The following is a 21,914-nucleotide window of genomic DNA, read 5'->3' as shown; positions in this document are numbered from 1 at the left end:
GAACTGTACCTTACGACGCCCCGGCTACTTCGGGTCCGGTCGGAAGGCGGGGTGCTGTCCGGCGGCGACGAGCGCGCGGCACGCCTGCCCCGGACTCGTCGCCGTGACGAGCCCTTCACCGACGAGGATGGCGTCCGCCCCGGCGGTGGCGTAGGCCTGCATGTCGGTGGTGTTGCGCACCCCGGACTCGGCGACCTTGACCACGGAGTCCGGCAGGTGGGGCGCGATCCGGGCGAAGACGCCGGGATCGACCTCGAGGGTCTTGAGGTTCCGGGCGTTCACCCCGATCACCGACGCCCCGGCGTCGACGGCGCGCTGTGCCTCCTCCTCGGAGTGGACCTCCACCAGGGCGGTCATGCCCAGGGACTCGGTGCGGTCCAGCAGCGCCACGAGGCGGTCCTGGTCCAGGGCGGCGACGATGAGCAGGACGACGTCCGCACCGTGGGCGCGCGCCTCGTGGACCTGGTACGGGTTCACCGTGAAGTCCTTGCGCAGCAGGGGGACGTCGACGGCGGCACGCACCTTGTCGAAGTCGGCGAGCGAACCACGGAAGCGCCGCTCCTCGGTGAGGCAGCTGATCACCGCCGCCCCGTTGGCGGCGTAGGCGCCGGCCAGGATCTCGGGCTCGGGGATGTCGGCGAGGTGGCCCTTGGACGGGCTGGCCCTCTTGACCTCGGCGATCACGCTCACCTCGGGTCCGCTCAGTGCCGCGTGGGCGTCGAGGGCCGGCGGCATGTCCAGCGACATCGCCTTGATCTCGGCGAACGGAACCTCGGACTCCCGTCGTGCGGTGTCCTCGAGTACCCCGGCGATGATCTCGTCGAGTACGGTTGCCATCTTTCCTCCCGGCAGGTCAGGTGTCTCAGCGAAGTTCCATGCTATCCCCGCACCCGGACGGGAGCGGCATCGGGGTGACGTCGACGTCACACCCGCCGTCCACCCTCGCCTGCGTCACGGTCGGTGGGGTCGACCCCGGCGTCGAGCGCGTCCCACAGGACACGGCCCGACCCGGGGTTGTCGTCCAGATCCTTCTCGACACCTTCCCGACGGGCCTCCGGCGTCTCGTACTTGCTGGCCCCGGACCGTGCGGGGCCGGGTTTCATGGCCAGGAGCACGCCGCCGACGACCCCGAGGGCCGCCGCCGCCAGGAACAGCACCACCGGCGCGGTGTGGGTGTGCCCGTCCACGACGGTCGCCCACTCCGAGATCTGCACCGGGGCGGACTCCCGCTGGGTGCCGGCGCCGCTCACCAGCAGGCCCTGCGCACGGTCGAGGTCCGGCTCCCCGGCGAGCAGGTTGACCCCGGCGACCCCGGCGAGCGCGGCGAGGGCAGCCGACACCCCGCCGAGGACCCGGCGGGCCAGCGGCTGCAGCGCCATCGACAGGATCATCGCGGCGAGCATGGCCAGTGCCAGGGGTGTCCCGGCGGCGTCCCACACCGAGCCGATGATGTCCTTGACGGACTCACCGCTCTTGTCGTCCTCGACGGTCACGGTCAGCCAGGTCATCTGCCCCGCACCCCAGAGGCCGGCGGCGCTGAACACCGTCAGCAGGAGCGCGAGGGTCCGTCCGCCGAGTCGTTTCACCGGTCGGCCCCCGCGGGTGCGACGTCGACCATCGTCTCGGCCGCGGCGACGGCGCGGAGCACGGCCAGCGCCTTGTTCCTGGTCTCCTCGTCCTCGGCGTCGGGATCCGAGTCCGCGACGATGCCCCCGCCGGCCTGCACGTACACCGTGCCGTCCTTGTAGAGCCCGGTACGGATGGCGATCGCCTGGTCGGCGTTCCCGGAGAAGTCGAAGTAGCCCACGGTCCCACCGTAGACCCCTCGGCGGGTGTCCTCCAGTTCGTCGATGATGCCCAGGGCCGAGGGCTTCGGCGCTCCCGAGAGGGTGCCGGCCGGGAAGGTGCCGACGAAGGCGTCGACCGCGGTCCTGCCCTCGGCGAGTCGGCCGCTGACCCCGGAGACCAGGTGCATGATCGCGCTGTAACGCTCCACGTGGCGGAAGTCGTGGACCTCGACCGTCCCCGGTGCACAGACCCGTCCGACGTCGTTACGGCCCAGGTCCACCAGCATCAGGTGCTCCGAGTTCTCCTTCTCGTCGTTGACCAGCTCCTTCTCCATGAGCTCGTCCTCCTCGAAGGTCGCCCCGCGCGGCCTGGACCCGGCGATGGGGAAGGTCGTGACCCGGCCGTCGGAGACCTGGACCAGTGACTCCGGCGAGGACCCGATGATCTGGAAGGCGGTGTCGGTGAAGGACTCGTCGGGCACGTTGAGCAGGAACATGTACGGGCTGGGGTTCGCCACCCGCAGCATCCGGTAGATGTCCAGCCCCGGGACACGGGTGTCCAGCTCGAAGCGCTGCGACAGCACGATCTGGAAGGCGTCGCCGGCCCGGATGTGCTCCTTGCAGGTCTCGATCCGTGCCTTGTGGTCGTCGAGGGTGCGCTGCCGGCGCGGCTGCGGTGCCGGTGTCGAGAAGGTCGCCGAGGGCAGGTGCGCGCCGGTGGCCAGGCGCCGCTCCATCTCGTCGACCCGGGCCACGGCCTCGGCGTAGGCGCCCTCCACCCGGTCGTCGGAGCCGTCCCAGTTCACGGCGTTGGCGATGAGCCAGATCGTGCCCTCGTGGTGGTCCACCACCGCCAGGGTGTCGGCGAGCAGCTGCACCATGTCCGGGACCCTCAGGTCGTCGGTGCAGGTGTCGGGGATGTCCTCGATGTAGCGGATCACGTCGTGGCCCATGTAGCCGACCAGCCCGGAGCTCAGCGTGGGCAGTCCCGGCGTCGGGTCGGTGTGCAGCAGCGACAGGGTCTCCCGGATGACCTCGAGCGGGTCGGACCCTTCCGGGGCACCCGCCGGCGGGGTACCGATCCAGTGGACGTCGCCGTCCTTGGCGGTCAGCGCGCACCGGGCGCCGGTGCCGATGAAGGAGTGCCTCGACCAGGACTGGCCCGGCGCCGCCGACTCGAAGAGGAACGTCCCGGGACGTCCCGCCGCGAGTTTCGTGTAGGCGCTCAGCGCGCTCTCCCCGTCGGCGAGGACCTTACGCGCCACCGGGACGACCCGGTTGCGTGCGGCCAGCCGGCGGAAGGTGTCGAGACTGGTGATCTGGTAGGGGTCGTTCTGGTCAGTCATCTACGGGTCTTTCAGGCTGGAGCAGCCGGTCGGCGTCGAAGCAGGTGTGGTCGCCGGTGTGGCAGGCGCCACCGGTCTGGTCGACGGTCAGCAGGACGGTGTCCCCGTCGCAGTCGAGTCGTACGTCGTGGACGTACTGGATGTGCCCGGAGGTCTCGCCCTTCACCCAGTACTGCCCGCGGGAGCGTGACCAGTAGGTCGCACGGCGGGTGGCGAGCGTGTGTGCCAGGGCGTGGTCGTCCATCCACGCGAGCATCAGGACGTCCCCGGTGGCCTTCTCCTGCACGACGGCGGCGACGAGGCCCGCGTCGTTGGGAGCGAGACGCGCCGCGACGGCGGGGTCCAGGTCGACGCCGCGGATCTCGTCGTCCGTGGTCACCGCGCTCATCGCCGGACCTCGATCCCCTGCTCCGCCAGGGCGTCCTTGACCTCGGTGATGGCGATGTCACCGAAGTGGAAGACGGACGCCGCGAGCACCGCGTCCGCCCCCGCCTCCACCGCGGGCGGGAAGTCGCCGACCGTGCCCGCGCCTCCCGAGGCGATGACCGGGATGCTGACGGCCTCCCTGACCTGTGCGAGCAGGTCGAGGTCGAAGCCGTCCCGGGTGCCGTCGGCGTCCATGGAGTTCAGCAGGATCTCCCCGACGCCGAGTTCCTCACCACGGACGGCCCATTCCACCGCGTCGATCCCGGCGGACCGTGACCCGCCGTGGGTCGTCACCTCGAAGCCGCTCGGCCGGGGCTCCCCATCCTCGGGCACCCGGCGGGCGTCGACGGAGAGCACGATGCACTGGGCGCCGAACCGGGCGGAGAGCTCCCGGAGGAGTTCGGGACGGTGGATGGCGGAGGTGTTCACCGAGACCTTGTCCGCGCCGGCACGCAGCAGCTGGTCCACGTCCTCCTCGGAGCGCACGCCGCCGCCGACGGTCAACGGGATGAACACCTGGTCGGCCGTCCGACGCACCACGTCGAGCATCGTCCCACGGCCCGCCTTCGACGCCGAGACGTCGAGGAACGTCAGTTCGTCGGCGCCCTCGGCGTCGTACCGGGCGGCGAGTTCGACGGGGTCGCCGGCGTCCCTGAGGTTCAGGAAGTTGACGCCTTTCACCACCCGTCCGTCGTCCACGTCGAGACACGGGATGACCCTCACTGCAACACTCATCGGTCTGTCACCTTATTCCTCCCCGGTCCATGATTTCCTGGGCGTTTCGTGCGGCGGTACCGATCGGCACCGAACGGATGTGGTCGAGCAGGATCGAGTGGACCTCGGGTTCCCCGGCGACCAGGCCGGAGACGCCGGGACGCCACGGGTCGCCGTTGAAGTCGGTCACCACTCCCCCCGCCTCGCGGACCAGGAGCATGCCGGCGGCGTTGTCCCAGAGGTTCGGGCTGAAGGTCACGGTGCCGCCGAAGATCCCGGCGGCGGTGAAGGCCAGGTCGATCCCGCAGGAACCGGTGACCCGCATGCGTGGGTAGGTCCGCCCGATGGCGTTGAGCATGTCCTGACGGTACGAGATCGGCAGGTTTCCGCGGCGCTGCGACAGGATCGACCCGAAGCTGATCTGCGTCACCCCCGGGTCGGAGGGGAGCATCGGCCGGGCGGGGTGCCCGTCGACGAACAGGCCGTGGCCCTTCCTGGCAGTGATGCGCTGCCCCAGCAACGGCATCTCGGTGACCGCCACGACCGCCTCGCCCTTGTGCACCAGGGAGACCAGGATGCAGCAGAACGGGTTGCCCACCGCGTAGTTCGCGGTGCCGTCGATCGGGTCGACGACCCAGCAGGTCTCCGGGAGTTCGTCGAGTCCGGGGTTGCGGTCCGCGTCGGCCCGGTCGAGGACGTCCGCGTCGGTGCGGTCGCGCCGCGGGCCGTCGAGGTCGTCGGCCTTGTCGTCGTTGGGGTTGACCTCGACCGGGTCACCGGGGCGCACCACCCCGTACTCCTCGCCGTGGACGGGCAGCCCGGTGTAGCTGGTCAGCAGGTGACGCAGCTGGCGTTCCACACTGAGGTCGGCCTCGGTGGCGAAGTCACCGGGGCTCTTCATCACCGACGGTTCGGCGCCGACGGCCGCGGAGAACGTCGTCTCCGCCTCGTCGACGGCGGCCTCGGCGATCGCGAGCAGGGCCCGGGTGTCGATCCCGTCACTCACCGGGCACCGCCTGCGTCTGCCCGCGTGCGGCCTCCAGCGCCTCTTCCAGGGTGAACTTGCCGGCGTACAGCGCCTTGCCGACGATCGCGGAGTCGACCCCCTCCTCCACGACGCCGGCCAGGGCACGGATGTCGTCGAGGCTGGAGATCCCGCCGGACGCCACGACCGGTGCGGACGTCGCCGCCGCCACGTCGCGCAGCAGGTCGATGTTCGGGCCGTTGAGCATACCGTCGCGGGACACGTCGGTGACCACGAAGCGGGAGCACCCCTGGGAGTCCAGGCGCTCCAGGACCTCCCAGAGGTCCCCGCCGTCGGAGACCCAGCCGCGGCCGCGCAGGCGCCATTCACCGTCGATCTGGCGGGTGTCGAGGCCGATGGCCACGCGGTCACCGTGCTCGGCGATGATCTTCTCGCACCAGTCCGGGTTCTCCAGGGCCGCGGTCCCGATGTTCACCCGGCGGCAGCCGGTCGACAGGGCCCGTTCCAGCGAGGCGTCGTCACGGATACCGCCGGACAGCTCGACCTTGACGTCGAGGGCCCCGATGACCTCGCTGAGCAGTTCGAAGTTGCTGCCCTTGCCGAAGGCGGCGTCCAGGTCCACCAGATGCACCCATTCCGCACCGGCGTTCTGCCAGGCCAGGGCCGCGTCCAACGGTGCGCCGTAGCCGGTCTCGGTGCCTGCGGCTCCCTGGACGAGGCGGACCGCCTGACCATCGGCGACGTCGACGGCGGGGAGCAGGGTGAGAGTCATGTGAAGTATCCTATCGCGTGTTTTCAGGGAGGGACGGTCTAGAGTGTGGCGAGCCAGTTACGCAGCAGCCGGGCGCCGGCGGCACCGGACTTCTCCGGGTGGAACTGGGTGGCCCACAACGGGCCGTTCTCGACGGCGGCGACGAAGCGGCACTGCTCGTGGGTCGCCCACGTCACCGACGGTGCCACGGTATGTCCGTCGGTCTCGAGTTCCCACTCACGGACGCCGTAGGAGTGGACGAAGTAGTAGCGCTCGTCCGGTGCCGCGCCGGCGAACATCCGGGAGTCCTGCGGGGCGTCGACGGTGTTCCAGCCCATGTGCGGCAGGACGGACGCCTCCAGGCGTGCCACCGTGCCCGGCCACTCACCGCAGCCCTCCGTGGCCGCGCCCGCGGCGTCGACACCGCCCTCCGCCCCCTCGACCCCCCGGTCGAACAGGACCTGCATACCCACGCAGATCCCCAGCACGGGGCGGCCGCCGGCCAACCGCTCCCCGATCATCCGCGGCCCGTGGACGGCCCGGAGGCCGGTCATGCACGCCGCGAAGTTCCCGACGCCGGGGACCAGCAGGCCGTCGGCGGCCAGGACCGTGGCCGGGTCGGCGGTGACCGTGACCTGTGCCCCCGCATGTTCCAGGGCGCGCTGGGCCGAGCGCAGGTTGCCGGAGCCGTAGTCGAGGAGTGCGACCGTCGGGGATGCTTTTTCCACCATGGGGAATGATCCTACAAGGCGGTGCCGCACCATGGACGCCCCGACCCTACTGCCCGGCCCCGGGGAGCAGCCGCCGGAGCCGCGTCCGCACGTTGTCGTGCTCGCTGACCCGGTGGCGTCCGAGCAGACGGTCGCCGGCGAGCGTGGCGCTGCCGAGGCCGACCAGGCCCGCCCCGACCACGAATGCACCGCCGTAACCGCTGGTCGTGGCCGCGACACCCAGCACCGAGGACCCCGCGCCGGTGCCGGAGTCGAAGCCGACGTTCCACATCGCGGAGGCTTCCGAGACCCGTTCCTTCGGCATCCGGGAGAACAGCATCAGCAGGGTCTCGGACTGGACGGCCCCGAAACCGAGCCCGAAGACGGCTGCCGCGCCGAGGGCCCCGGCGACCAGCGCACCACCGGTGGGTGCCGACACGATCAGCGCCGACATCGCCAGCATGCCGCCGACGCAGAACAGCGACGCCCAGACCACCAGCCGGCCGGGCTCGCCCACCCGGTCGGCCCACCATCCCGAGGCCGTCCGGCCCAGGATCTGGCCGGCGCCGATCACCGCGAGGGTCACCCCGGCCAGCGTGGCGGCGGCGGTGGTGTCGATCTCCCCGACGGCGGGGGCGGTGAAGGTGGAGAAGGCGCCGAAGCCCATCGCCCCGGTGCACAGTCCGACGATCGGCACCAGGACGAGTTTCCACACCGGCGCCCGCCGCGGCCGGCCGGCCTGCGCCGCCGGGTCGGTCCGGTCGGCCCGGGTGCCCACACTGGCCGCGCGCAGGGCCGGGATCCCCAGCGCACCGACGCCGCCGACGACGCCGCAGGCCACGGCGACGTAGAAGACGACGTCACCGGCGTGGGTGTACAGCGGCAGGCCCACGGTGAAGCCGACGATCTCACCGAGGCCGATCGACGCCCCGAAGAAGGCGTTGGCCCGGCCGAGCTGCCGGGCGGGGACGAGTTCGGCGAGCAGCGCGGACTGCGCCACGGTGACGGCGCCGAACCCCACGCCGCGCACGGCCGAGACGGCCAGGATCAGCCAGGAGCCGGCGTCGGGGAGGTAGAGCACCGACGGTATCCCCAGCAGCGCCGCCCCGGACGCCATGACCGGCACGTAGCCCCACCGCCGGAGCAGCCGCGGGACGAAGACCTGGGTGACCACCGTCGCCGCCATGAACACACCGGTCGTCAGGCCGGCGAGGGAGTCGCCGTACCCGGCGTCGAGCATCGCCACCGGGATGACCGGCAGCAGCATCGACCAGCCGAGGAAGGCACAGAACACGCTCAGCAGCATCAGGGGCACGCCCCTGACCGAGAGGACGGTCACAGGGTCCCCTTGGTGGACGGCACCCCCGTCACCCGGGGGTCGGGTTCTACGGCGGCACGCAGGGCACGGGCGACCGCCTTGTACTCCGCCTCGGTGATGTGGTGCGGGTCGCGGCCGTAGAGGCACCGCACGTGCAGCGCGATCCGGGCGTTGAAGGCGAGGGTCTCGAAGAAGTGCTCGTTGATCACGGTGGCGTAGTGGCCGCCGATCACGGTGGTCAGCATCGTCTCCGGTTCACCGGTGGCCACGAAGTACGGGCGCCCCGAGACGTCCACGACCGCCTGGGCGAGTGTCTCGTCCATGGGGATGAAGGAGTCCGCGAACCGGCGGATCCCCTTCTTGTCGCCGAGTGCCTCGCCGACCGCCTGGCCGAGCACGATGGCGGTGTCCTCGACGGTGTGGTGGGCGTCCACCTCGGTGTCGCCGTCGGCGTGCACGGTCAGGTCGAAGCAGCCGTGGGAGCCGAAGGCGGTGAGCATGTGGTCGAAGAAGGGCAGGCCGGTGGCGATGTCGGTGCGTCCGGTCCCGTCCAGGTCGATCTCGACGGTGATCGAGGATTCCTTCGTGGTGCGTTCGATGCGGCTGGTTCTCACGTGTGTTCTCCGATGATCGTTGCTGCGGCGGCGAGGAAGGCGTCGTTCTCCTGCGGGAGGCCGACGGTCATCCTCAGGTGCCCGGGGACACCGACGTCGCGGATGAGGACGTCGCGGTCGAGGAAACGCCGCCAGGTGCCGTGTGTGTCACCGGTCTCGCCGGGGACGGCGAAGAAGATGAAGTTGGACTCGCTGGGGACCACACCGTACCCGAGGTCCGTGAGCCCCGCGACGACCCGGTCGCGTTCCCGACGCAGCGCGTCGACGGTGGCCAGGGTCTCGTCGCTGTACCGGAGGGCGACCGTGGCGGCGGCCTGCGACAGCGTCGAGAGGTGGTACGGCAGGCGGACGAGCATCACCGCCTCGATGAAGGCGGGGTCGGCGACGAAGTACCCGAGCCGGCCACCGGCGAAGTCGAAGGCCTTGGACATCGTCCGGGAGACCACCAGCGTGGCGGGGTACTCGGCGATCAGCCCGGTGGCGCTGGGCTCGGCGGAGAACTCGGCGTACGCCTCGTCGACGATGACGACGGCGCCCGCCGCGCGTCCGGCGTCGAGGATGCGGCGCAGGTCCGCCACCGGGGTCACCCCACCGGTGGGGTTGTTCGGGGTGGTGACGAAGACGATGTCCGGCTCCTGCTCCGCGATGGCCCGGACGGCAGCGTCGGTGTCGATGCCGAAGTCCGCGCCCGTGCGCGGGACGTCGATGAACCCGGTCTGTGTCCCCGCGGCGAGGATGGGGTGCATCGAGTAGCTCGGGGTGAACCCGAGCACGCGGCGGCCCGGTCCCCCGAAGGCCTGCAGCAGCTGCTGGAGGACCTCGTTGGAGCCGTTGGCGGCCCAGACGTTGTCCACGCCGACGGTCACGCCGGTCTGGCGGGTCACGTACGCCGCCAGTTCCTGACGCAGGTCGACGCTGTCGCGTTCCGGGTAGCGGTTCAGCGTAGACGCCAGGCGCGCGACCTCCGCCACGAGGTCGTCGACCAGGGCCTGGCTCGGCGGGTAGGGGTTCTCGTTGGTGTTGAGCTGGTTGGCGACGGTGAGCTGCGGGGCACCGTAGGCGGACTTCCCCCGCAGTTCGGGTCGCAGCGGCAGGTCGGCCAGTGTGACGCGGTCGGTCATCAGAGCCCCCGGGTCTCGAAACGGGCCCGCACGGCCTCGCCGTGCGCGGGCAGCTGCTCCGCGTCGGCCAGGGCGGTCACGGTGTCGGCGACCTCCTTGAGCGCGTCACGGTCGTAGGAGACGACGTCGACGTGCTTGAGGAAGGTGTGGGTGGACAGGCCCGAGGAGTGCCGGGCGGTGCCGGAGGTGGGCAGCACGTGGTTGGAGCCGGCGGCGTAGTCGCCCAGCGGCACCGGCGCGTAGTGGCCGACGAACACGGCTCCGGCGTTGGTGATCCGGGCCGCGACCGCCGCGGAGTCCGCGGTCTGCACCTCGAGGTGCTCGGCGGCGTAGGCGTCGGCGACGCGGACCGACTCGTCGAGGGAGTCGGTGAGGATGATCCCGGACTGCTCACCGGTGAGCGCCTCCGCCACCCGGTCGGCGTTGACGGTGACACGGTACCGTGCCTCGATCTCCCGGTCGACGGCGTCGGCGAGGTCCCCGGAGTCGGTGATCAGCACCGACGCCGCCATGACGTCGTGCTCGGCCTGGCTGATCAGGTCGTAGGCCACGGCCACCGGGTCGGCGCTGTCGTCGGCGAGGACGGCGATCTCGGTGGGGCCGGCCTCCGAGTCGATGCCGACGACCGAGCGGCACAGCCGCTTGGCGGCGGTGACGAAGATGTTGCCGGGCCCGGTGACCATGTCGACCGGTTCCAGTGCGGTGGCGCCGGCGTCACCGTAGGCCATCAGCGCGACCGCCTGGGCACCTCCGACGGCCCACACCTCGTCGACCCCCAGCAGCGAGCACGCCGCGAGGACGGTGGGGTGCGGCCATCCGCCAAAGTCCGCCTGAGGCGGCGACGACACGACCAGGCTCCCGACGCCGGCCTCCTGGGCGGGGACGACGTTCATGATCACCGACGAGGGGTACACCGCGTTGCCGCCGGGGACGTAGAGGCCCACCCGGTTGACCGGGATCCAGCGCTCGGACACGACGCCGCCGGGGGCGACCTCCACCGAGGCGTCCTGCGGCCGCTGGGCGCCGTGGAACGCCCGGACGCGCCGGATGGCCTCACGCAGCGCCGCGGTGACGGTGGGGTCCAGGTCGCGCAGGGCGGCGGCGACGACGTCCTCCGGCACCCGGACCGACGGCGGCCGGACGTGGTCGAACTTCTCGCCGTACTCCAGCGCGGCCTCGGCGCCACGTGCGCGGACGTCCTCCACGACCGGTGTCACCGCCGGGAGAACATGGTCGATGTCGGTACCGCCGCGCGGCAGGATTCGACGGAGTTCGGCGGTGGAGGGGGTCTGGCCCCTCAGGTCCAGGCGCGAGAGCATGGCGTGGGATCGTCTCCAGGGTCGGTGAACGGGTAACGTGTTGTGATTCTAGCCCCTTACCACAGCGAAGAAAGGACGGAGGGTCACCAGTGGCACCGCAGTCATCACTCGTCGAGCTGCTGCAGGCGTCCGTCGCCGCGACATCCGCCGGAGACCACGCCACGAGTTGGCGTATCACCAGCGAGTTCGGGACCCGGCACTGGCTGGCGGACCCGGACACCGATCTCCCGGCGGACGCCCCCGCCCACCTGCGGACGGAGTTCCACGTCCTCCGGGCGGCGGTCGCCGACCGGCTCGAGCTCCACGAGGAGGCCGCCGAAGCCGTCTTCGAGTGGCGTCACCTCGCCCGGGAGTCCGGTGACCACGCGTCGGCGGTCCTCGCCGACTCGGCGCTGTGCCTGGTGGCCATGGTCGTCGAGTCCGACGGTGTCGACCTCGGTTCCCTGCCGCCCGCGGCACATCTGCTGGAGGACCTGCAGGGCGCGATCATGTCCTTCCGTCCCGGTGCGGAGGGTCCGCCGGTGGCCGACGACCCGACGCTCACCGGCGCCGATCTGTCCCGGCACCAGGCGACCTGCCTGTCGCTGGCGGCGATGGGTGGGCTGACCTGCGCCACCTCGTTGGCGACGCCGGAGACCGCGCCGCTGCGTCCGGTGTTCCGGGCACTCGCCGACCGGTTCACCGTCGGTTCGGTCTCGCCCGGCGACCGGGAACTGACCCGGGCCCAGCAGCTGCATGCCGACGGCGAGACCGACGCCGCGGTGGCGGTGGCCACCAGCATGCTGGAGTCCCCGTCCCCCACCACCCGCTACGAGGCCCATGACCTGCTGGGCTACTTCGCGCTCACCGCCGACGACACCGGGTCGGTGCTCGGGCACTGGCGCCGCTGCGCCGAGATCGCGCTGGAGCTGGGGGCGCCCCTGGAGGGGATGCACCGGGCGGAGCAGGCCTGTCAGCTGCTCAACGCCGACGGCGACTACGCCGCCGCCCACGACCTGGCCGTCCGGTTCGACGAGGCGTCCGCCGGCGCCCCGGTCTCCCCCGCCGTGCTGAACCTGCGTGCGGTCCGGGCCCGCGCTGCGATCGGGGTCGGCGACCTGGACGAGGGGCTCTCCCTGGCAGTGGCGACGGCGGACTGGTCCATGACGACCCCCGACAGTGAACGCACGCTGGCGTGTCTGACGATGGCCTGCGTCGCCGCGTCGTCCTCCGGGCAGCACGTGGTGACCGCCGGGCTGCTGGAACGCAGCAGCGTCCTCTACCGGGACCTCGACCGGCCGTTGGCGGCGGCGCAGGCGTTGCGCACCGGTGCGCGTGAGCACCTGAATGTCGGCGACACCTCGCGGGCCGTGGAGCTGATGGAACGGTCGCGCCGGATCCTCGAGGACGCCGGCGACGACCCCATGCTGTCCTGGCACCTGGGCGACTGGAACGAGGACATGTCGGCGATCTGGGAGGAGGCCGGCCGGGAGGACCTGGCCCTGGAGTACGCCACCCGGGCCGCCCGGTCCTTCACCGAGGCGCGGGACCACAGCAGTGCGGCGATGAACTGGGTCGCGGCGGCGTCGCTGCACCTGGAGCGCGGCGAGGACTCGTCCTGCGACGTGGCCCTCGACCGTGCCCACGGGGAGCTTCTGCTGGTCCCCGAGGAGACGGCGCTCGATGTGCTCGGTGACACCGACGACACGGACGACACGGACGACGCCGGGGGCTCGGTGTGGCAGGCCTACCGGGAGCTCAGGAACCTGCGGGGGCAGTGAGCGCCGGGCCCGGCCCTCAGCGTTCGAAGGCCGTGTCCGGGGCGAAGAGCGAGCAGGCCCAGTAGACCACGGCCGCGGCCGCGGGGGCCGCGAGGTAGCCGGCGGCGCCGGACACCCTGGCGACGATGGAGACGTCCTGCCCGGGGGTGAGGCCATCCGCCATGCCGGCGGTGATGTCGGTGCTGTGCAGGACGTCGGCGAGCCAGTTGCCGAAGAGCAGGAACACGGCGGCACCCAGGAAGGCAAGGGCGGTGACCGCCAGCAGCATCACCGGACCGCGGAGCCGTGGTGAGCGCCAGAAGGCCCACCCGGCGAGGAGTGCACCGAGGAGTCCGGTGGCGACGGCGAACATGGCGAAGGACTGGAACGGGGCGCCGGCGGTCGCCGGGTCGACCGCGGCGGCACCCGTGTCGGTGACGACCGCGGTCACGGCGGGACGCCACCACCCCCAGAGGAGTCCGGAGATGCTGAAGACAGCCAGGAAGACCGTGAGGGTCTTCGCCGACTGTCCGATCAGTACTCGACGGGATGCCATCAGGCGCCGTTGCAGGTCTTCCACTGCCCGTCTTCGCGCACATAGACGGCGGAGGTGGTCTGTCGCTGACCGTTCATCTCTGCGTCGACATTGGCGGTGGCGCGGTCGCCCTCGACATGGATGTCGTTGACCCCGTGGACGACGGGCAGTGAGGTGCCCATGTCGGACATGACCTTGCTGGCCATGGTGTCCTGCGGCTGCCGCTCCAGGTCCTGCAGCAGCATCTCCTTGCCGCCGTACCGGTCGAGGTTCGCACGGCACGAGGTGTCGAACACCGTGCGCTGGTACTCGCCCCAGGGCTTGTCCTCGCCGAGACCGCGTGCCACGGCGTCGATCTGGGCGGCGTCGTCCTGGTTCGCGGGGGCCCCGGCTGCGGGCGGCGGATCGGCGGGTGCGGGGGCCGGGGGCTCACCCTCCGGGCGGTCCTCGGGTGCCGGCTCGGCGGATGCACCGGGGTCCGGCGCTTCCGAGGACGCTGCGGTCTCCGAGGTCTCCGAGGCCTCCGTCGACGTCTTCTCACTGGTGGCGGCAGCGCTGGAGGAGCCGGCCGTCGTGCTGGTGGCGGCGCTGTCCCCGTCGGCGTCGTCCGAGCCGCAGGCGGCCAGTCCCAGGGTCGTCGCGACGACCCCGGCGAGGATGGCCCTGGTGATTCCCGGCCGGTGGCCTGACACCCGTGGTGACATTCGTGGTTCCCTTCTCACGCTTGTTGTTCAGATACGACCCTACAACGTCGCCGGCGCCGAGAACGTTAGCCGTCGTCGGACGCAGGTGGGCGACACCACTACACTGGGTGCCGTGCAGCTCAACCGTGACCGAATCCTCACCGCCGCCGTCGAGATCCTCACCGAGTACGGGCTCGGCGACCTGACGATGCGGCGGCTGGCACGTACGCTCGACGTCGCCCCCGGGGCGCTGTACTGGCACTACCCCAGCAAGCAGGATCTTCTCGGCGGCATCGCCGGGCACATCCTGGAATCCGTCGTCCCGACGGACACGCCGGAGGGGGAACCGTCGCCCGACAGATGGCGGGAGCGCACCTACACCGCGGCGGCCCGGCTCCTCGACCAGCTGCTGGACGTCCGGGACGGTGCAGAGGTCGTCGCCGCCGCCCTGGCCGCCGGCACGGCGACGCAGGACCCGGCGGTGACACTCGCCGGGGCGCTGGACGGGTCGCCGTCGGCGGACCCCGAGCTGACGGGGTGGGTGTTGTCGCGGTACCTGCTGGGCGCGGCGACCGACGTGCAGACCGCGCAGGCGGCGGGCGTGCAGGCCCGCACCGCGTCGCAGGTGCTCTCCGGGGTCGACCTCGTCCTCGACGGCGTCGGGAACTAGGATCGGACGGCATGAGTACCACCGCTGCAGCGCACACGGTCACCGCCCACGGGGCGGACGTCACGGTCGACGACGAGGGGGTCCGGGTCCGGCGCACCCCGATGGGGCAGACCCTGCTGCCGGCCGAGCTCCGGATCTCCCCGGCTGATCTGCGGGGCTGGTACCACCACGCACCGACGTCCGACTCCCCCGGCTGGATCCAGTTCTCGTCCGCGACGCCGCCGGACAACGCCGTCCTCCGGCCGGTGCGTGGTTTCCCGGCGACGCGGGGCGCGTCGAATATCGTCGTCTTCGGCCCCGGTCAGCAGGAGCAGTTCAGCCAGGTGCACCAGTTGCTCACCAACCTGCAGTCCGGCGTGCCCCTCGACACCGCCCCTGCCAGCCCCACGGCCCCAGGGGACACCGGAGGCGCCACGACCGCCGGGTCCCCCTCCGCCGAGCCGTCCCAGACGGCACCGCACACGGCGGAGACGGGAGCCTCAGGAAAAACCGCGAAAGCGGAGAAGCCGCAGCAGACGTGGCAGCGTGTGGCCGCCCCGGACACCGTCCCAGAGCCCAACCCCGCGGCCGACGCGAACGGGCCGGTCTTCGGCCAGAACGTCACGGTCACCGGTGACTTCGCCCCGTACGAGAAGGGCGAGGTCTGGGACATGATCGCCGACGCCGGGGCGACCGTCGGCAAGAACGTCACCAAGAAGACGACGCTCCTGGTCATCGGCGAGTGGGGGTCGGTGACCAGCAAGGAGAAGCGGGCCCGGGAGCTCAAGGAGAAGGGCCAGGACATCGCGTTGTGGAGCTTCGACGAGCTGTTGTCGGCCCTGGGCAAGTCGCGGCGGCCCGACCTCGACGAGGTGAAGGGAACCTCGGCGCCCTTCTAGGAGTCTCTCTACCGGTATGAACCGGAAACTCCACCTCCTCGTCGTCACCAGCTCCCACGACCACGACCCGTACGACACCTCCGCCCCGGTCACCGTCCCGTTGGGCGGGGGCCTCTCCGCGGTCGTGCAGGACGGGTCCCGGCGCCTCACGGTCGGCGACCTGGGGCCACGCCGCACCAGCGCCTCACTGCTGTGGCAGGAGGCCGCCGACATCATGCTCGGGACGCTGGGGAACCTCACCGCGGAACACGGGACGGCGCTGCGTCACCGCGACGTCGGCGCCGGTGTGCGGGAGATCGCCGTCATCGGGGAACCGTTCCCCGCCGCCGGGTTGATCGCCCACCCGCTGCTCGCCGTCCCGACGTACCGGATCCTCGACGGCGGTCCGGGCCCCGCGCTGTTCTTCGTCACCGCCGACCAGAGACTGTTCCTCTCCTCCGGTGCCACGCCCCCACTGCCCTGCACCGGGCCCGTCGACATCTCGGCGGGCCACTGTCAGGCGCTAGAGTCGGTGCCATGAGAGATTCCGCCGTCCTGCACGACTTCGACTCGTGGCTCGCCGAGCACCCGACCGTGGTCACGGACATCCAGAAGGTCCTCTCGGACGAGTTGTCCGACGCGGGCATCGCCTTCGACCAGGTGTCCGTGCGGATCAAGGACCGCGGCAGCTACCTGACGAAGATCCAGGACCCCCGGTATCCGGACTACCGCGACTTCGACACCGCCTACGACGTCCTCGGGGTCCGGGTCACGGTGCACACCACCTCGGACGTCATCCTGCTGGTCGGGGTGATGCGTAGCCTGTTCGACGTGGTCTCGGTCACCGACAAATCCGCCCAGACCGCCGGGCGCGGGGAGTTCGGCTACGCGTCCTCCCACGTGATCGCCCGGGTCACCAGCTCCACGCTGCCGTCGCTGGCGGAGCTGGAGGGCCGGCTGATCGAGATCCAGGTCAGGACGGTGCTGCAGCACGCCTGGGCCGAGTTCGAGCATGACGTGCGGTACAAGAACCCCGGCCACGAGCTCAGCCCCGAGGTGCACCGCGCCTTCACCCTCGCCGCCGGCCTCATCGAGCTGGCGGACCAGCAGTTCGACTCCATCGCGCGGGCGACCAGCACCGACGGTGACGCCACCGACGACACCGAGCTCACCGCCACGATGCTGCCGGGGGTCCTCACGATGCTGGTCGGCAACGAATACCCCATGTCCAAGGCCGACTACTACAGGTTCGCGGTCGACATGCTCGCCGCGAACGGGGTGACGACGATCGGGGAACTCAGCGTGCTGTGCGCCCCGGAGGCACTGGCGCAGTTGCAGGAGACGATGGGCTACGGCTATCCCCCGGGGCAGGTCCGTCTCATCGACGACCTGCTGCTGTTCACCTACGGCCGGGACCACATCCGCCGCACGGTCCACATCGGCGACCACGCCTCGTCCCGCCCGGGACGCCTCGGCAACCGGTGGCAGAAGATGGGTCAGCGTCCGCGCAACTGATCGATCTGGCGCCTCTCCCGCTTCGTCGGGCGCCCGGCACCACGGTCGCGCCGCGGGATGGACGCCAGGACCTCCTTCGGCGGAGGCGGTGGCGAGTGGTCCACGTAGCACTGCCGGGCGTGCGACGCGCCGACCCGTTTGGACACCAGTTCGGTGACCTCGACGATATGCTCCCGGTGGTTCACCCAGGCACGGACCCGGTCGCCGACAGCCACGGTCTGGGCGGGTTTCACAGCGGCGTCATTGAGCTTCACGTGACCGGCCCGGCACGCCTCCGCGGCCGCCGAGCGGGTCTTGTACAGGCGTACCGACCACACCCAGGCGTCGATCCTGGCCACGGCTCACCACTCGTCCTTGTGGTTGAGCACCTCGCGGACCTTCACCACGTTCCACCCCAGGACGACGAGCGCGATCACGGCGATGGTGAGGAACAGCCCCGTGGCGGATGTCAGCACGGCCAGCACGCCCCCGGCGACCGCGACTCCCCCGGAGACCTGGATGGACCGCGACCGCGTGCGGACGTCCGCCTTACGGCGGGCAACGGGATTGTCGGAGTAGTTGTCCATGGTCATGGTCCCGAGTCTACCCCGGTTCACCCCGCCGTGAGGTCGTCCCAGCGGGAACCGGCCCGTACAACTTCCAGGGTGCCCCCTGAGATCTCCCTGACAAGCCCACCCGGGTCCTCTCCCGCCGGGAGGGCGAGGGTGAGGGTCACCGACGCCCCGTAGGCCGCCTCGACGGACATGCCACGGCCCCGCAGGTCCGCCTCGACCTTCCCCGCCTCGGCATGGCCCACCTCCAGCGACCACAGGTCACGTGGCTCCCGCCGCGTCACAGTGACGTCGTCGAGCACGGCGCGGGTGGCGTCCTGGTAGGCACGGACGAGTCCCCCGGTACCCAGCTTCACCCCGCCGAAGTAACGGACCACCACCACCGCGATGTCCTCCAGCCCTGAACCACGGAGCACCTCGAGCATCGGCTGCCCGGCGGTGCCGGCGGGCTCCCCGTCGTCGCTGGAGCGCTCCACCGGGTTCGCACCGTCGACATGCAGGACGTAGGCGCTGCAGTGGTGCCGGGCGTCGGGGTAGTCGGCGCGCACGTCGGCGAGGAACGCCCGGGCGGCGTCCTCGTCGGTCACCCGGGCGGCGCAGGCGATGAACCTCGACCTCTTGACCTCGGTCTCCGCGACGGGACGGCCGGGGTCGGGACGCAGGTAGGGGTGGCTCACCGGTCCCGTCACCCGAGCACGCCGGCCCAGGTCGACGCCTTGAGGTCACCCATCAGCGAGGACGTCCGTGCGACCCGCAGGTCCGGGGGAAGCATGTACTGCAGTTCCTCGGTGCCGTCGGTAAGGGTGAGGTAGACGTCGGAGTCGCCCTTGTTGTTGTGCAGGACGCCCTTCAGGCGGTCCATGTTGTCCGGGGTACACTGGTCGACGCGCATCCGCAGCCGCAGCGGCACACCGGCCCCGGCGCCGACGGAGAGCTCGGCGGGTTTGAGGTCGTTGCAGAACAGGCTGGTGCGGTCGTCCCGGATACTCACCTCGGCCTGGGCCAGGATGATGTTGTCCTCGGCGATCATCGGGGCGACCATCGAGTAGGTCCGGGAGAAGCAGAGCAGTTCGATCTGGGCGCCGTGCTGGTCCTCGATCGTCACGATCGCCCAGGGGTTGCCCTTCTTGTCCACCCGACGGTCGACGCTGGAGATGATGCCGCCGACCTTGATCGCCCGCTTGTCCGGAAGCTCCCCGGAGAGCACGGTCGTCAGCGGGGTGTCGATCTGCGCGTCCAACGACGCCTCGAAGCCGTCGAGGGGGTGGCCGGACACGTAGAGGCCCAGCATCTCGCGTTCCAGGGTCAGTTCGTGCTTGCGTTCCCAGTGCTGGTCCGGCACGTCGACCTTGAACGCGTCGTCCTCCACCGCGTCGAGACCGGAGAACAGGTCGTACTGCCCCCGGGCCGCGGCCTTCTTCGTGGAGGTGACCGAATCCACCGCGTCCTCGAACACCAGCATCAGGCCCTTGCGCGGGTGACCGAGGGAGTCGAAGGCGCCGGCCTTGATCAGCGACTCGGTGACACGCTTGTTGCAGGCGGTGGCGTCGATCTTGTCCAGGTAGTCGGAGAAGTCGCCGAACCCGCCCTTCTCCTTCCGGGTCGCGACGATCGAGTCGACGACGTCCTCGCCGACGTTACGCACCGCGCCGAGACCGAACCGGATGTCGTGGCCGACCGGTTTGAAGGTGTAGTCGGACTCGTTGACGTCCGGGGACAGCACCTTGATGCCGAGGTGGCGGCAGTCGGCGAGGTAGATCGCGGACTTGTCCTTCTTGTCCGCCACCGAGGTGAGCAGGGCCGCCATGTACTCGGCGGTGTAGTGCTCCTTGAGGTAGGCGGTCCAGAAACTGACCAGGCCGTACCCGGCGGCGTGCGACTTGTTGAACGCGTAGCCGGCGAACGGCAGGATCGTGTCCCAGAGGGTCTTGATCGCCTCGCCGGAGAAACCGTTGGACTTCATGCCCGCCTCGAAGTTCTCGAACTCCTTGGCCAGCACCTCCGGCTTCTTCTTACCCATCGCCTTACGGAACCCGTCGGCCTGGCCGGCGGTGTAGTTCGCGACCTTCTGCGAGATCCTCATGATCTGCTCCTGGTACACGATCAGACCGTAGGTCTCCTCCAGGATCTCGTCGAGGGCCTCGGCGAGCTCCGGGTGGATCGGCTCGATGGGTTTACGGCCGTTCTTACGGTCGGCGTAGTCCCAGTGCGCCCCGACACCCATCGGGCCGGGACGGTACAGCGCCAGGGCGGCGACGATGTCGTTGAAGCCGGTCGGCTTCATCCGCTTCAGCAGCTCCTGCATACCGCCGGAGTCCAGCTGGAAGATACCCAGCGTGTCACCGCGTGCCAGGAGTTCATAGGACTGCGGGTCGTCGGTGGTCAGGGCCTCCAGGTCGAGCTCCTCGCCCCGGTTCTTCCTGATGTTCTCGATGCAGTCGCCGATGACGGTGAGGTTGCGCAACCCCAGGAAGTCCATCTTCAGCAGGCCGATCGCCTCGCACGCCGGGTAGGGCCATCCCGTGATGATCGCGCCGTCCTGCTGCCTCTTCCACATCGGGATGTGGTCGAGCAGCGGCACCGAGGCCATGATCACCGCGCAGGCGTGCACGCCGGCCTGCCGGACCACACCCTCGAGGCCGAGTGCGTCGTCGTAGATCTCCTTGACCACCGGGTCGGTCTCGATGAGGGTGCGGATCTCCGCGGCCTCCTGGTAGCGCTCATGGTCGGGGTCCATGATCCCGGACAGGGGGATGTCCTTGGCCGCCTGGGCCGGGGGCAGGGTCTTGGTGATCCGGTCGGCGATCTGGAACCCCGGCTGGCCGTGGTGGGCGCGGGCGGCGTCCTTCAGCGCCTGCTTGGTCTTCACCGTGCCGAAGGTGATCACCTGGGCGACCTTGTCCTGGCCCCAGTTGTCCGCGGCGTAGCGGATCATCTCGCCGCGCCGACGGTCGTCGAAGTCGATGTCGATATCGGGTGCGGACGGTCGCTCCGGGTTGAGGAACCGCTCGAACATCAGACCGTGGTCGATCGGGTCGATGTTGGTGATGGTCAGCGCATAGGCGACGAGCGCGCCGGCGGCGGAACCACGGCCCGGTCCGACGCGGATGCCGATCGACCGGGCGTGCTTGATCAGGTCGGCCACGACGAGGAAGTAGGACGGGTAGCCCTTCATGTCGATGACGTCGATCTCGTACTCGGCGCGGTCGACGTACTCCTTCGGCACCTCGCCGCCGTTGAAGCGCTCCCGGAGCCCCTCGTGGACCTCGTGGCGCAGCCAGGTGGTGGGTGTGTGCCCCTCCGGCACGTCGTAGTCCGGCATGCGGTCGTGGGTGTGCTCCTCCCACACCTCCCCGTAGTCCTGCACACGCTCGGCGATCCACAGCGTGTTGTCGCACCCGTCCGGGACGATCGGGTCCCAGTAGTTGCGCAGTTCCTCGGCCGGCTTGATGTAGTAGCCGTCACCGGAGAAGGCGAAGCGTCGTCCCCCCTCGTCCAACGTGGGCTCGTCCATGGTGGCGCCGGTCTGCACGCAGAGCATCACCTCGTGCGGTTTCGCCTGCTTCTGCAGCACGTAGTGGCAGTCGTTGGTCACCAGCGGCGGCAGGTCGAGCTTGCGCCCGATCTCCAGCAGCTCGTCGCGGACCCGCTTCTCGATGTCCAGCCCGTGGTCCATCAGCTCGAGGAAGTAGTTGTCCCTGCCGTAGATGTCCTGCCACATCGCGGCCGCCTCGAGCGCCTTGTCGAACTGCCCCAGCCGCAGGCGCGTCTGCACGTCGCCGGACGGGCAACCGGTGGTGGCGATGATGCCTTCGGCGTGTTCGGCGACGATCTCGGCGTCCATACGGGGGTACTTGGAGACCTGTCCCTCGTAGCTGGCCAGGGAGGACAACCGGAACAGGTTGTGCAGCCCGGTGGCGTTCTCCGCCATCATCGTCTGGTGCAGGTAGTACCCGCCGCCGGCGACGTCGTCGCGCTTCTGGTCGGGCTCCCCCCACCGGACCCGGTCCTTGACCAGGCGGGACTCCGGGGCCATGTAGCACTCGATGCCGATGATGGGTTTGATCCCCGCACCAGTCATCGCACGGTAGAAGGCGTCGGAGCCGAACATGTTGCCGTGGTCGGTCATGCCCACCGCCGGCATCCCCTGGCGTGAGACCTCTTCGGCGAGCAGGTCCACCTTCGCCATTCCGTCGAGCATCGAGTACTCGGTGTGGTTGTGCAGGTGGACGAAGGAGGACTTCTTCATGGGGGACAGTCTACCGGCGGGGGC

The 21,914-nt window shown here is 70.5% G+C and carries 23 protein-coding genes; 5 read left to right on the top strand and 18 right to left on the bottom strand.

What is annotated here, in order from left to right:
• Positions 1-24 precede the first annotated feature (24 nt).
• From trpC to hisD, 12 genes are all read right to left on the bottom strand, one after another.
• Complete coding sequence (gene trpC / locus MUN33_RS07985) at positions 25-837, bottom strand: indole-3-glycerol phosphate synthase TrpC (RefSeq protein WP_244804365.1); 813 nt, start codon at positions 835-837, stop codon at positions 25-27.
• A gap of 86 nt (positions 838-923) precedes the next feature.
• Complete coding sequence (locus MUN33_RS07980; protein WP_244804364.1) at positions 924-1,586, bottom strand: TIGR02234 family membrane protein; 663 nt, start codon at positions 1,584-1,586, stop codon at positions 924-926.
• Positions 1,583-3,133, bottom strand: a complete 1,551-nt coding sequence (locus MUN33_RS07975; RefSeq protein ID WP_244804363.1) for an anthranilate synthase component I — start codon at positions 3,131-3,133, stop codon at positions 1,583-1,585. The genes MUN33_RS07980 and MUN33_RS07975 overlap by 4 nt, the downstream gene beginning before the upstream one ends.
• On the bottom strand, positions 3,126-3,521 hold the full coding sequence (gene hisI, locus MUN33_RS07970; protein WP_244804362.1) for a phosphoribosyl-AMP cyclohydrolase: 396 nt from the start codon (positions 3,519-3,521) through the stop codon (positions 3,126-3,128). The genes MUN33_RS07975 and hisI overlap by 8 nt, the downstream gene beginning before the upstream one ends.
• Entirely contained in the window at positions 3,518-4,294 is a 777-nt protein-coding gene (hisF, locus tag MUN33_RS07965; RefSeq protein ID WP_244804361.1) for an imidazole glycerol phosphate synthase subunit HisF, read from the bottom strand. Before hisF ends, hisI begins: the two co-directional genes overlap by 4 nt.
• Positions 4,295-4,301: 7 nt before the next feature.
• Positions 4,302-5,279: an inositol monophosphatase family protein gene (locus MUN33_RS07960; protein WP_244804360.1), complete on the bottom strand. Its 978-nt coding sequence runs from the start codon at positions 5,277-5,279 to the stop codon at positions 4,302-4,304.
• On the bottom strand, positions 5,272-6,030 hold the full coding sequence (priA, locus tag MUN33_RS07955; RefSeq protein ID WP_244804359.1) for a bifunctional 1-(5-phosphoribosyl)-5-((5-phosphoribosylamino)methylideneamino)imidazole-4-carboxamide isomerase/phosphoribosylanthranilate isomerase PriA: 759 nt from the start codon (positions 6,028-6,030) through the stop codon (positions 5,272-5,274). Before priA ends, MUN33_RS07960 begins: the two co-directional genes overlap by 8 nt.
• Positions 6,031-6,068: 38 nt before the next feature.
• Entirely contained in the window at positions 6,069-6,740 is a 672-nt protein-coding gene (gene hisH, locus MUN33_RS07950; RefSeq protein WP_244804358.1) for an imidazole glycerol phosphate synthase subunit HisH, read from the bottom strand.
• 46 nt (positions 6,741-6,786) lie between these two features.
• Positions 6,787-8,058 carry an MFS transporter gene (locus MUN33_RS07945; RefSeq protein ID WP_244804357.1) on the bottom strand — a complete coding sequence of 424 codons (1,272 nt, stop codon included), beginning with the start codon at positions 8,056-8,058 and terminating at the stop codon, positions 6,787-6,789.
• Positions 8,055-8,651 carry an imidazoleglycerol-phosphate dehydratase HisB gene (hisB, locus tag MUN33_RS07940; protein WP_244804356.1) on the bottom strand — a complete coding sequence of 199 codons (597 nt, stop codon included), beginning with the start codon at positions 8,649-8,651 and terminating at the stop codon, positions 8,055-8,057. Before hisB ends, MUN33_RS07945 begins: the two co-directional genes overlap by 4 nt.
• On the bottom strand, positions 8,648-9,772 hold the full coding sequence (locus MUN33_RS07935; protein ID WP_244804355.1) for a histidinol-phosphate transaminase: 1,125 nt from the start codon (positions 9,770-9,772) through the stop codon (positions 8,648-8,650). The genes hisB and MUN33_RS07935 overlap by 4 nt, the downstream gene beginning before the upstream one ends.
• Entirely contained in the window at positions 9,772-11,091 is a 1,320-nt protein-coding gene (hisD, locus tag MUN33_RS07930; protein ID WP_244804354.1) for a histidinol dehydrogenase, read from the bottom strand. Before hisD ends, MUN33_RS07935 begins: the two co-directional genes overlap by 1 nt.
• Before the next feature lie 89 nt (positions 11,092-11,180).
• Here hisD and MUN33_RS07925 point away from each other — a divergent pair, with 89 nt between their 5' ends.
• Positions 11,181-12,851 (top strand): hypothetical protein, encoded by a 1,671-nt coding sequence (locus tag MUN33_RS07925; RefSeq protein ID WP_244804353.1) that lies wholly within the window; start codon positions 11,181-11,183, stop codon positions 12,849-12,851.
• A gap of 16 nt (positions 12,852-12,867) precedes the next feature.
• Here MUN33_RS07925 and MUN33_RS07920 read toward each other — a convergent pair whose 3' ends face one another.
• A complete protein-coding gene (locus MUN33_RS07920) occupies positions 12,868-13,386 on the bottom strand; it encodes a hypothetical protein (RefSeq protein ID WP_244804352.1) in 519 nt (172 codons plus the stop codon).
• On the bottom strand, positions 13,386-14,069 hold the full coding sequence (locus MUN33_RS07915) for an Rv0361 family membrane protein (RefSeq protein ID WP_244804351.1): 684 nt from the start codon (positions 14,067-14,069) through the stop codon (positions 13,386-13,388). The genes MUN33_RS07920 and MUN33_RS07915 overlap by 1 nt, the downstream gene beginning before the upstream one ends.
• Before the next feature lie 112 nt (positions 14,070-14,181).
• Between MUN33_RS07915 and MUN33_RS07910 the strand changes: the two genes are divergently transcribed.
• The 4 genes from MUN33_RS07910 to MUN33_RS07895 are packed head-to-tail and all read left to right on the top strand — an operon-like array spanning position 14,182 to position 17,090.
• The gene (locus tag MUN33_RS07910) at positions 14,182-14,718 is read left to right on the top strand and encodes a TetR/AcrR family transcriptional regulator (protein ID WP_244804350.1); all 537 of its coding nucleotides are present in this window, start codon (positions 14,182-14,184) and stop codon (positions 14,716-14,718) included.
• An 11-nt stretch (positions 14,719-14,729) separates the two neighbouring features.
• A complete protein-coding gene (locus tag MUN33_RS07905; protein ID WP_244804349.1) occupies positions 14,730-15,596 on the top strand; it encodes a BRCT domain-containing protein in 867 nt (288 codons plus the stop codon).
• Positions 15,597-15,612: 16 nt separating this feature from the next.
• The gene (locus MUN33_RS07900) at positions 15,613-16,116 is read left to right on the top strand and encodes a hypothetical protein (RefSeq protein WP_244804348.1); all 504 of its coding nucleotides are present in this window, start codon (positions 15,613-15,615) and stop codon (positions 16,114-16,116) included.
• Positions 16,113-17,090 carry a GTP pyrophosphokinase gene (locus MUN33_RS07895; protein WP_244804347.1) on the top strand — a complete coding sequence of 326 codons (978 nt, stop codon included), beginning with the start codon at positions 16,113-16,115 and terminating at the stop codon, positions 17,088-17,090. Before MUN33_RS07900 ends, MUN33_RS07895 begins: the two co-directional genes overlap by 4 nt.
• Here MUN33_RS07895 and MUN33_RS07890 read toward each other — a convergent pair.
• From MUN33_RS07890 to dnaE, 4 genes are read right to left on the bottom strand one after another with little or no spacing between them, the layout of a single operon-like run.
• Complete coding sequence (locus tag MUN33_RS07890) at positions 17,072-17,428, bottom strand: RNA-binding S4 domain-containing protein (RefSeq protein WP_244804346.1); 357 nt, start codon at positions 17,426-17,428, stop codon at positions 17,072-17,074. The genes MUN33_RS07895 and MUN33_RS07890 overlap by 19 nt on opposite strands.
• A gap of 3 nt (positions 17,429-17,431) precedes the next feature.
• Entirely contained in the window at positions 17,432-17,662 is a 231-nt protein-coding gene (locus MUN33_RS07885; protein WP_244804345.1) for a hypothetical protein, read from the bottom strand.
• A 20-nt stretch (positions 17,663-17,682) separates the two neighbouring features.
• The gene (locus tag MUN33_RS07880; RefSeq protein WP_244804344.1) at positions 17,683-18,318 is read right to left on the bottom strand and encodes an IMPACT family protein; all 636 of its coding nucleotides are present in this window, start codon (positions 18,316-18,318) and stop codon (positions 17,683-17,685) included.
• 8 nt (positions 18,319-18,326) lie between these two features.
• A complete protein-coding gene (dnaE, locus tag MUN33_RS07875; protein ID WP_244804343.1) occupies positions 18,327-21,890 on the bottom strand; it encodes a DNA polymerase III subunit alpha in 3,564 nt (1,187 codons plus the stop codon).
• Positions 21,891-21,914: the final 24 nt, after the last annotated feature.

The sequence above is a fragment of the Corynebacterium kalidii genome, from assembly GCF_022869005.1.
Lineage (GTDB): Bacteria > Actinomycetota > Actinomycetes > Mycobacteriales > Mycobacteriaceae > Corynebacterium > Corynebacterium kalidii.
This window is presented reverse-complemented; position numbering and strand designations above follow the sequence as displayed.

Excerpts from the sequence above, each read along its gene's own strand:
- MUN33_RS07920 (WP_244804352.1), bottom strand. The coding sequence starts at position 13,386 with ATGGCATCCCGTCGAGTACTGATCGGACAGTCGGCGAAGACCCTCACG.
- hisH (WP_244804358.1), bottom strand. The coding sequence starts at position 6,740 with ATGGTGGAAAAAGCATCCCCGACGGTCGCACTCCTCGACTACGGCTCC.
- MUN33_RS07900 (WP_244804348.1), top strand. The coding sequence starts at position 15,613 with ATGAACCGGAAACTCCACCTCCTCGTCGTCACCAGCTCCCACGACCAC.
- MUN33_RS07935 (WP_244804355.1), bottom strand. The coding sequence starts at position 9,772 with ATGACCGACCGCGTCACACTGGCCGACCTGCCGCTGCGACCCGAACTG.
- MUN33_RS07915 (WP_244804351.1), bottom strand. The coding sequence starts at position 14,069 with ATGTCACCACGGGTGTCAGGCCACCGGCCGGGAATCACCAGGGCCATC.
- MUN33_RS07895 (WP_244804347.1), top strand. The coding sequence starts at position 16,113 with ATGAGAGATTCCGCCGTCCTGCACGACTTCGACTCGTGGCTCGCCGAG.
- MUN33_RS07975 (WP_244804363.1), bottom strand. The coding sequence starts at position 3,133 with ATGACTGACCAGAACGACCCCTACCAGATCACCAGTCTCGACACCTTC.
- trpC (WP_244804365.1), bottom strand. The coding sequence starts at position 837 with ATGGCAACCGTACTCGACGAGATCATCGCCGGGGTACTCGAGGACACC.
- dnaE (WP_244804343.1), bottom strand. The coding sequence starts at position 21,890 with ATGAAGAAGTCCTCCTTCGTCCACCTGCACAACCACACCGAGTACTCG.
- MUN33_RS07905 (WP_244804349.1), top strand. The coding sequence starts at position 14,730 with ATGAGTACCACCGCTGCAGCGCACACGGTCACCGCCCACGGGGCGGAC.
- hisI (WP_244804362.1), bottom strand. The coding sequence starts at position 3,521 with ATGAGCGCGGTGACCACGGACGACGAGATCCGCGGCGTCGACCTGGAC.
- hisF (WP_244804361.1), bottom strand. The coding sequence starts at position 4,294 with ATGAGTGTTGCAGTGAGGGTCATCCCGTGTCTCGACGTGGACGACGGA.
- hisD (WP_244804354.1), bottom strand. The coding sequence starts at position 11,091 with ATGCTCTCGCGCCTGGACCTGAGGGGCCAGACCCCCTCCACCGCCGAA.
- MUN33_RS07885 (WP_244804345.1), bottom strand. The coding sequence starts at position 17,662 with ATGACCATGGACAACTACTCCGACAATCCCGTTGCCCGCCGTAAGGCG.
- priA (WP_244804359.1), bottom strand. The coding sequence starts at position 6,030 with ATGACTCTCACCCTGCTCCCCGCCGTCGACGTCGCCGATGGTCAGGCG.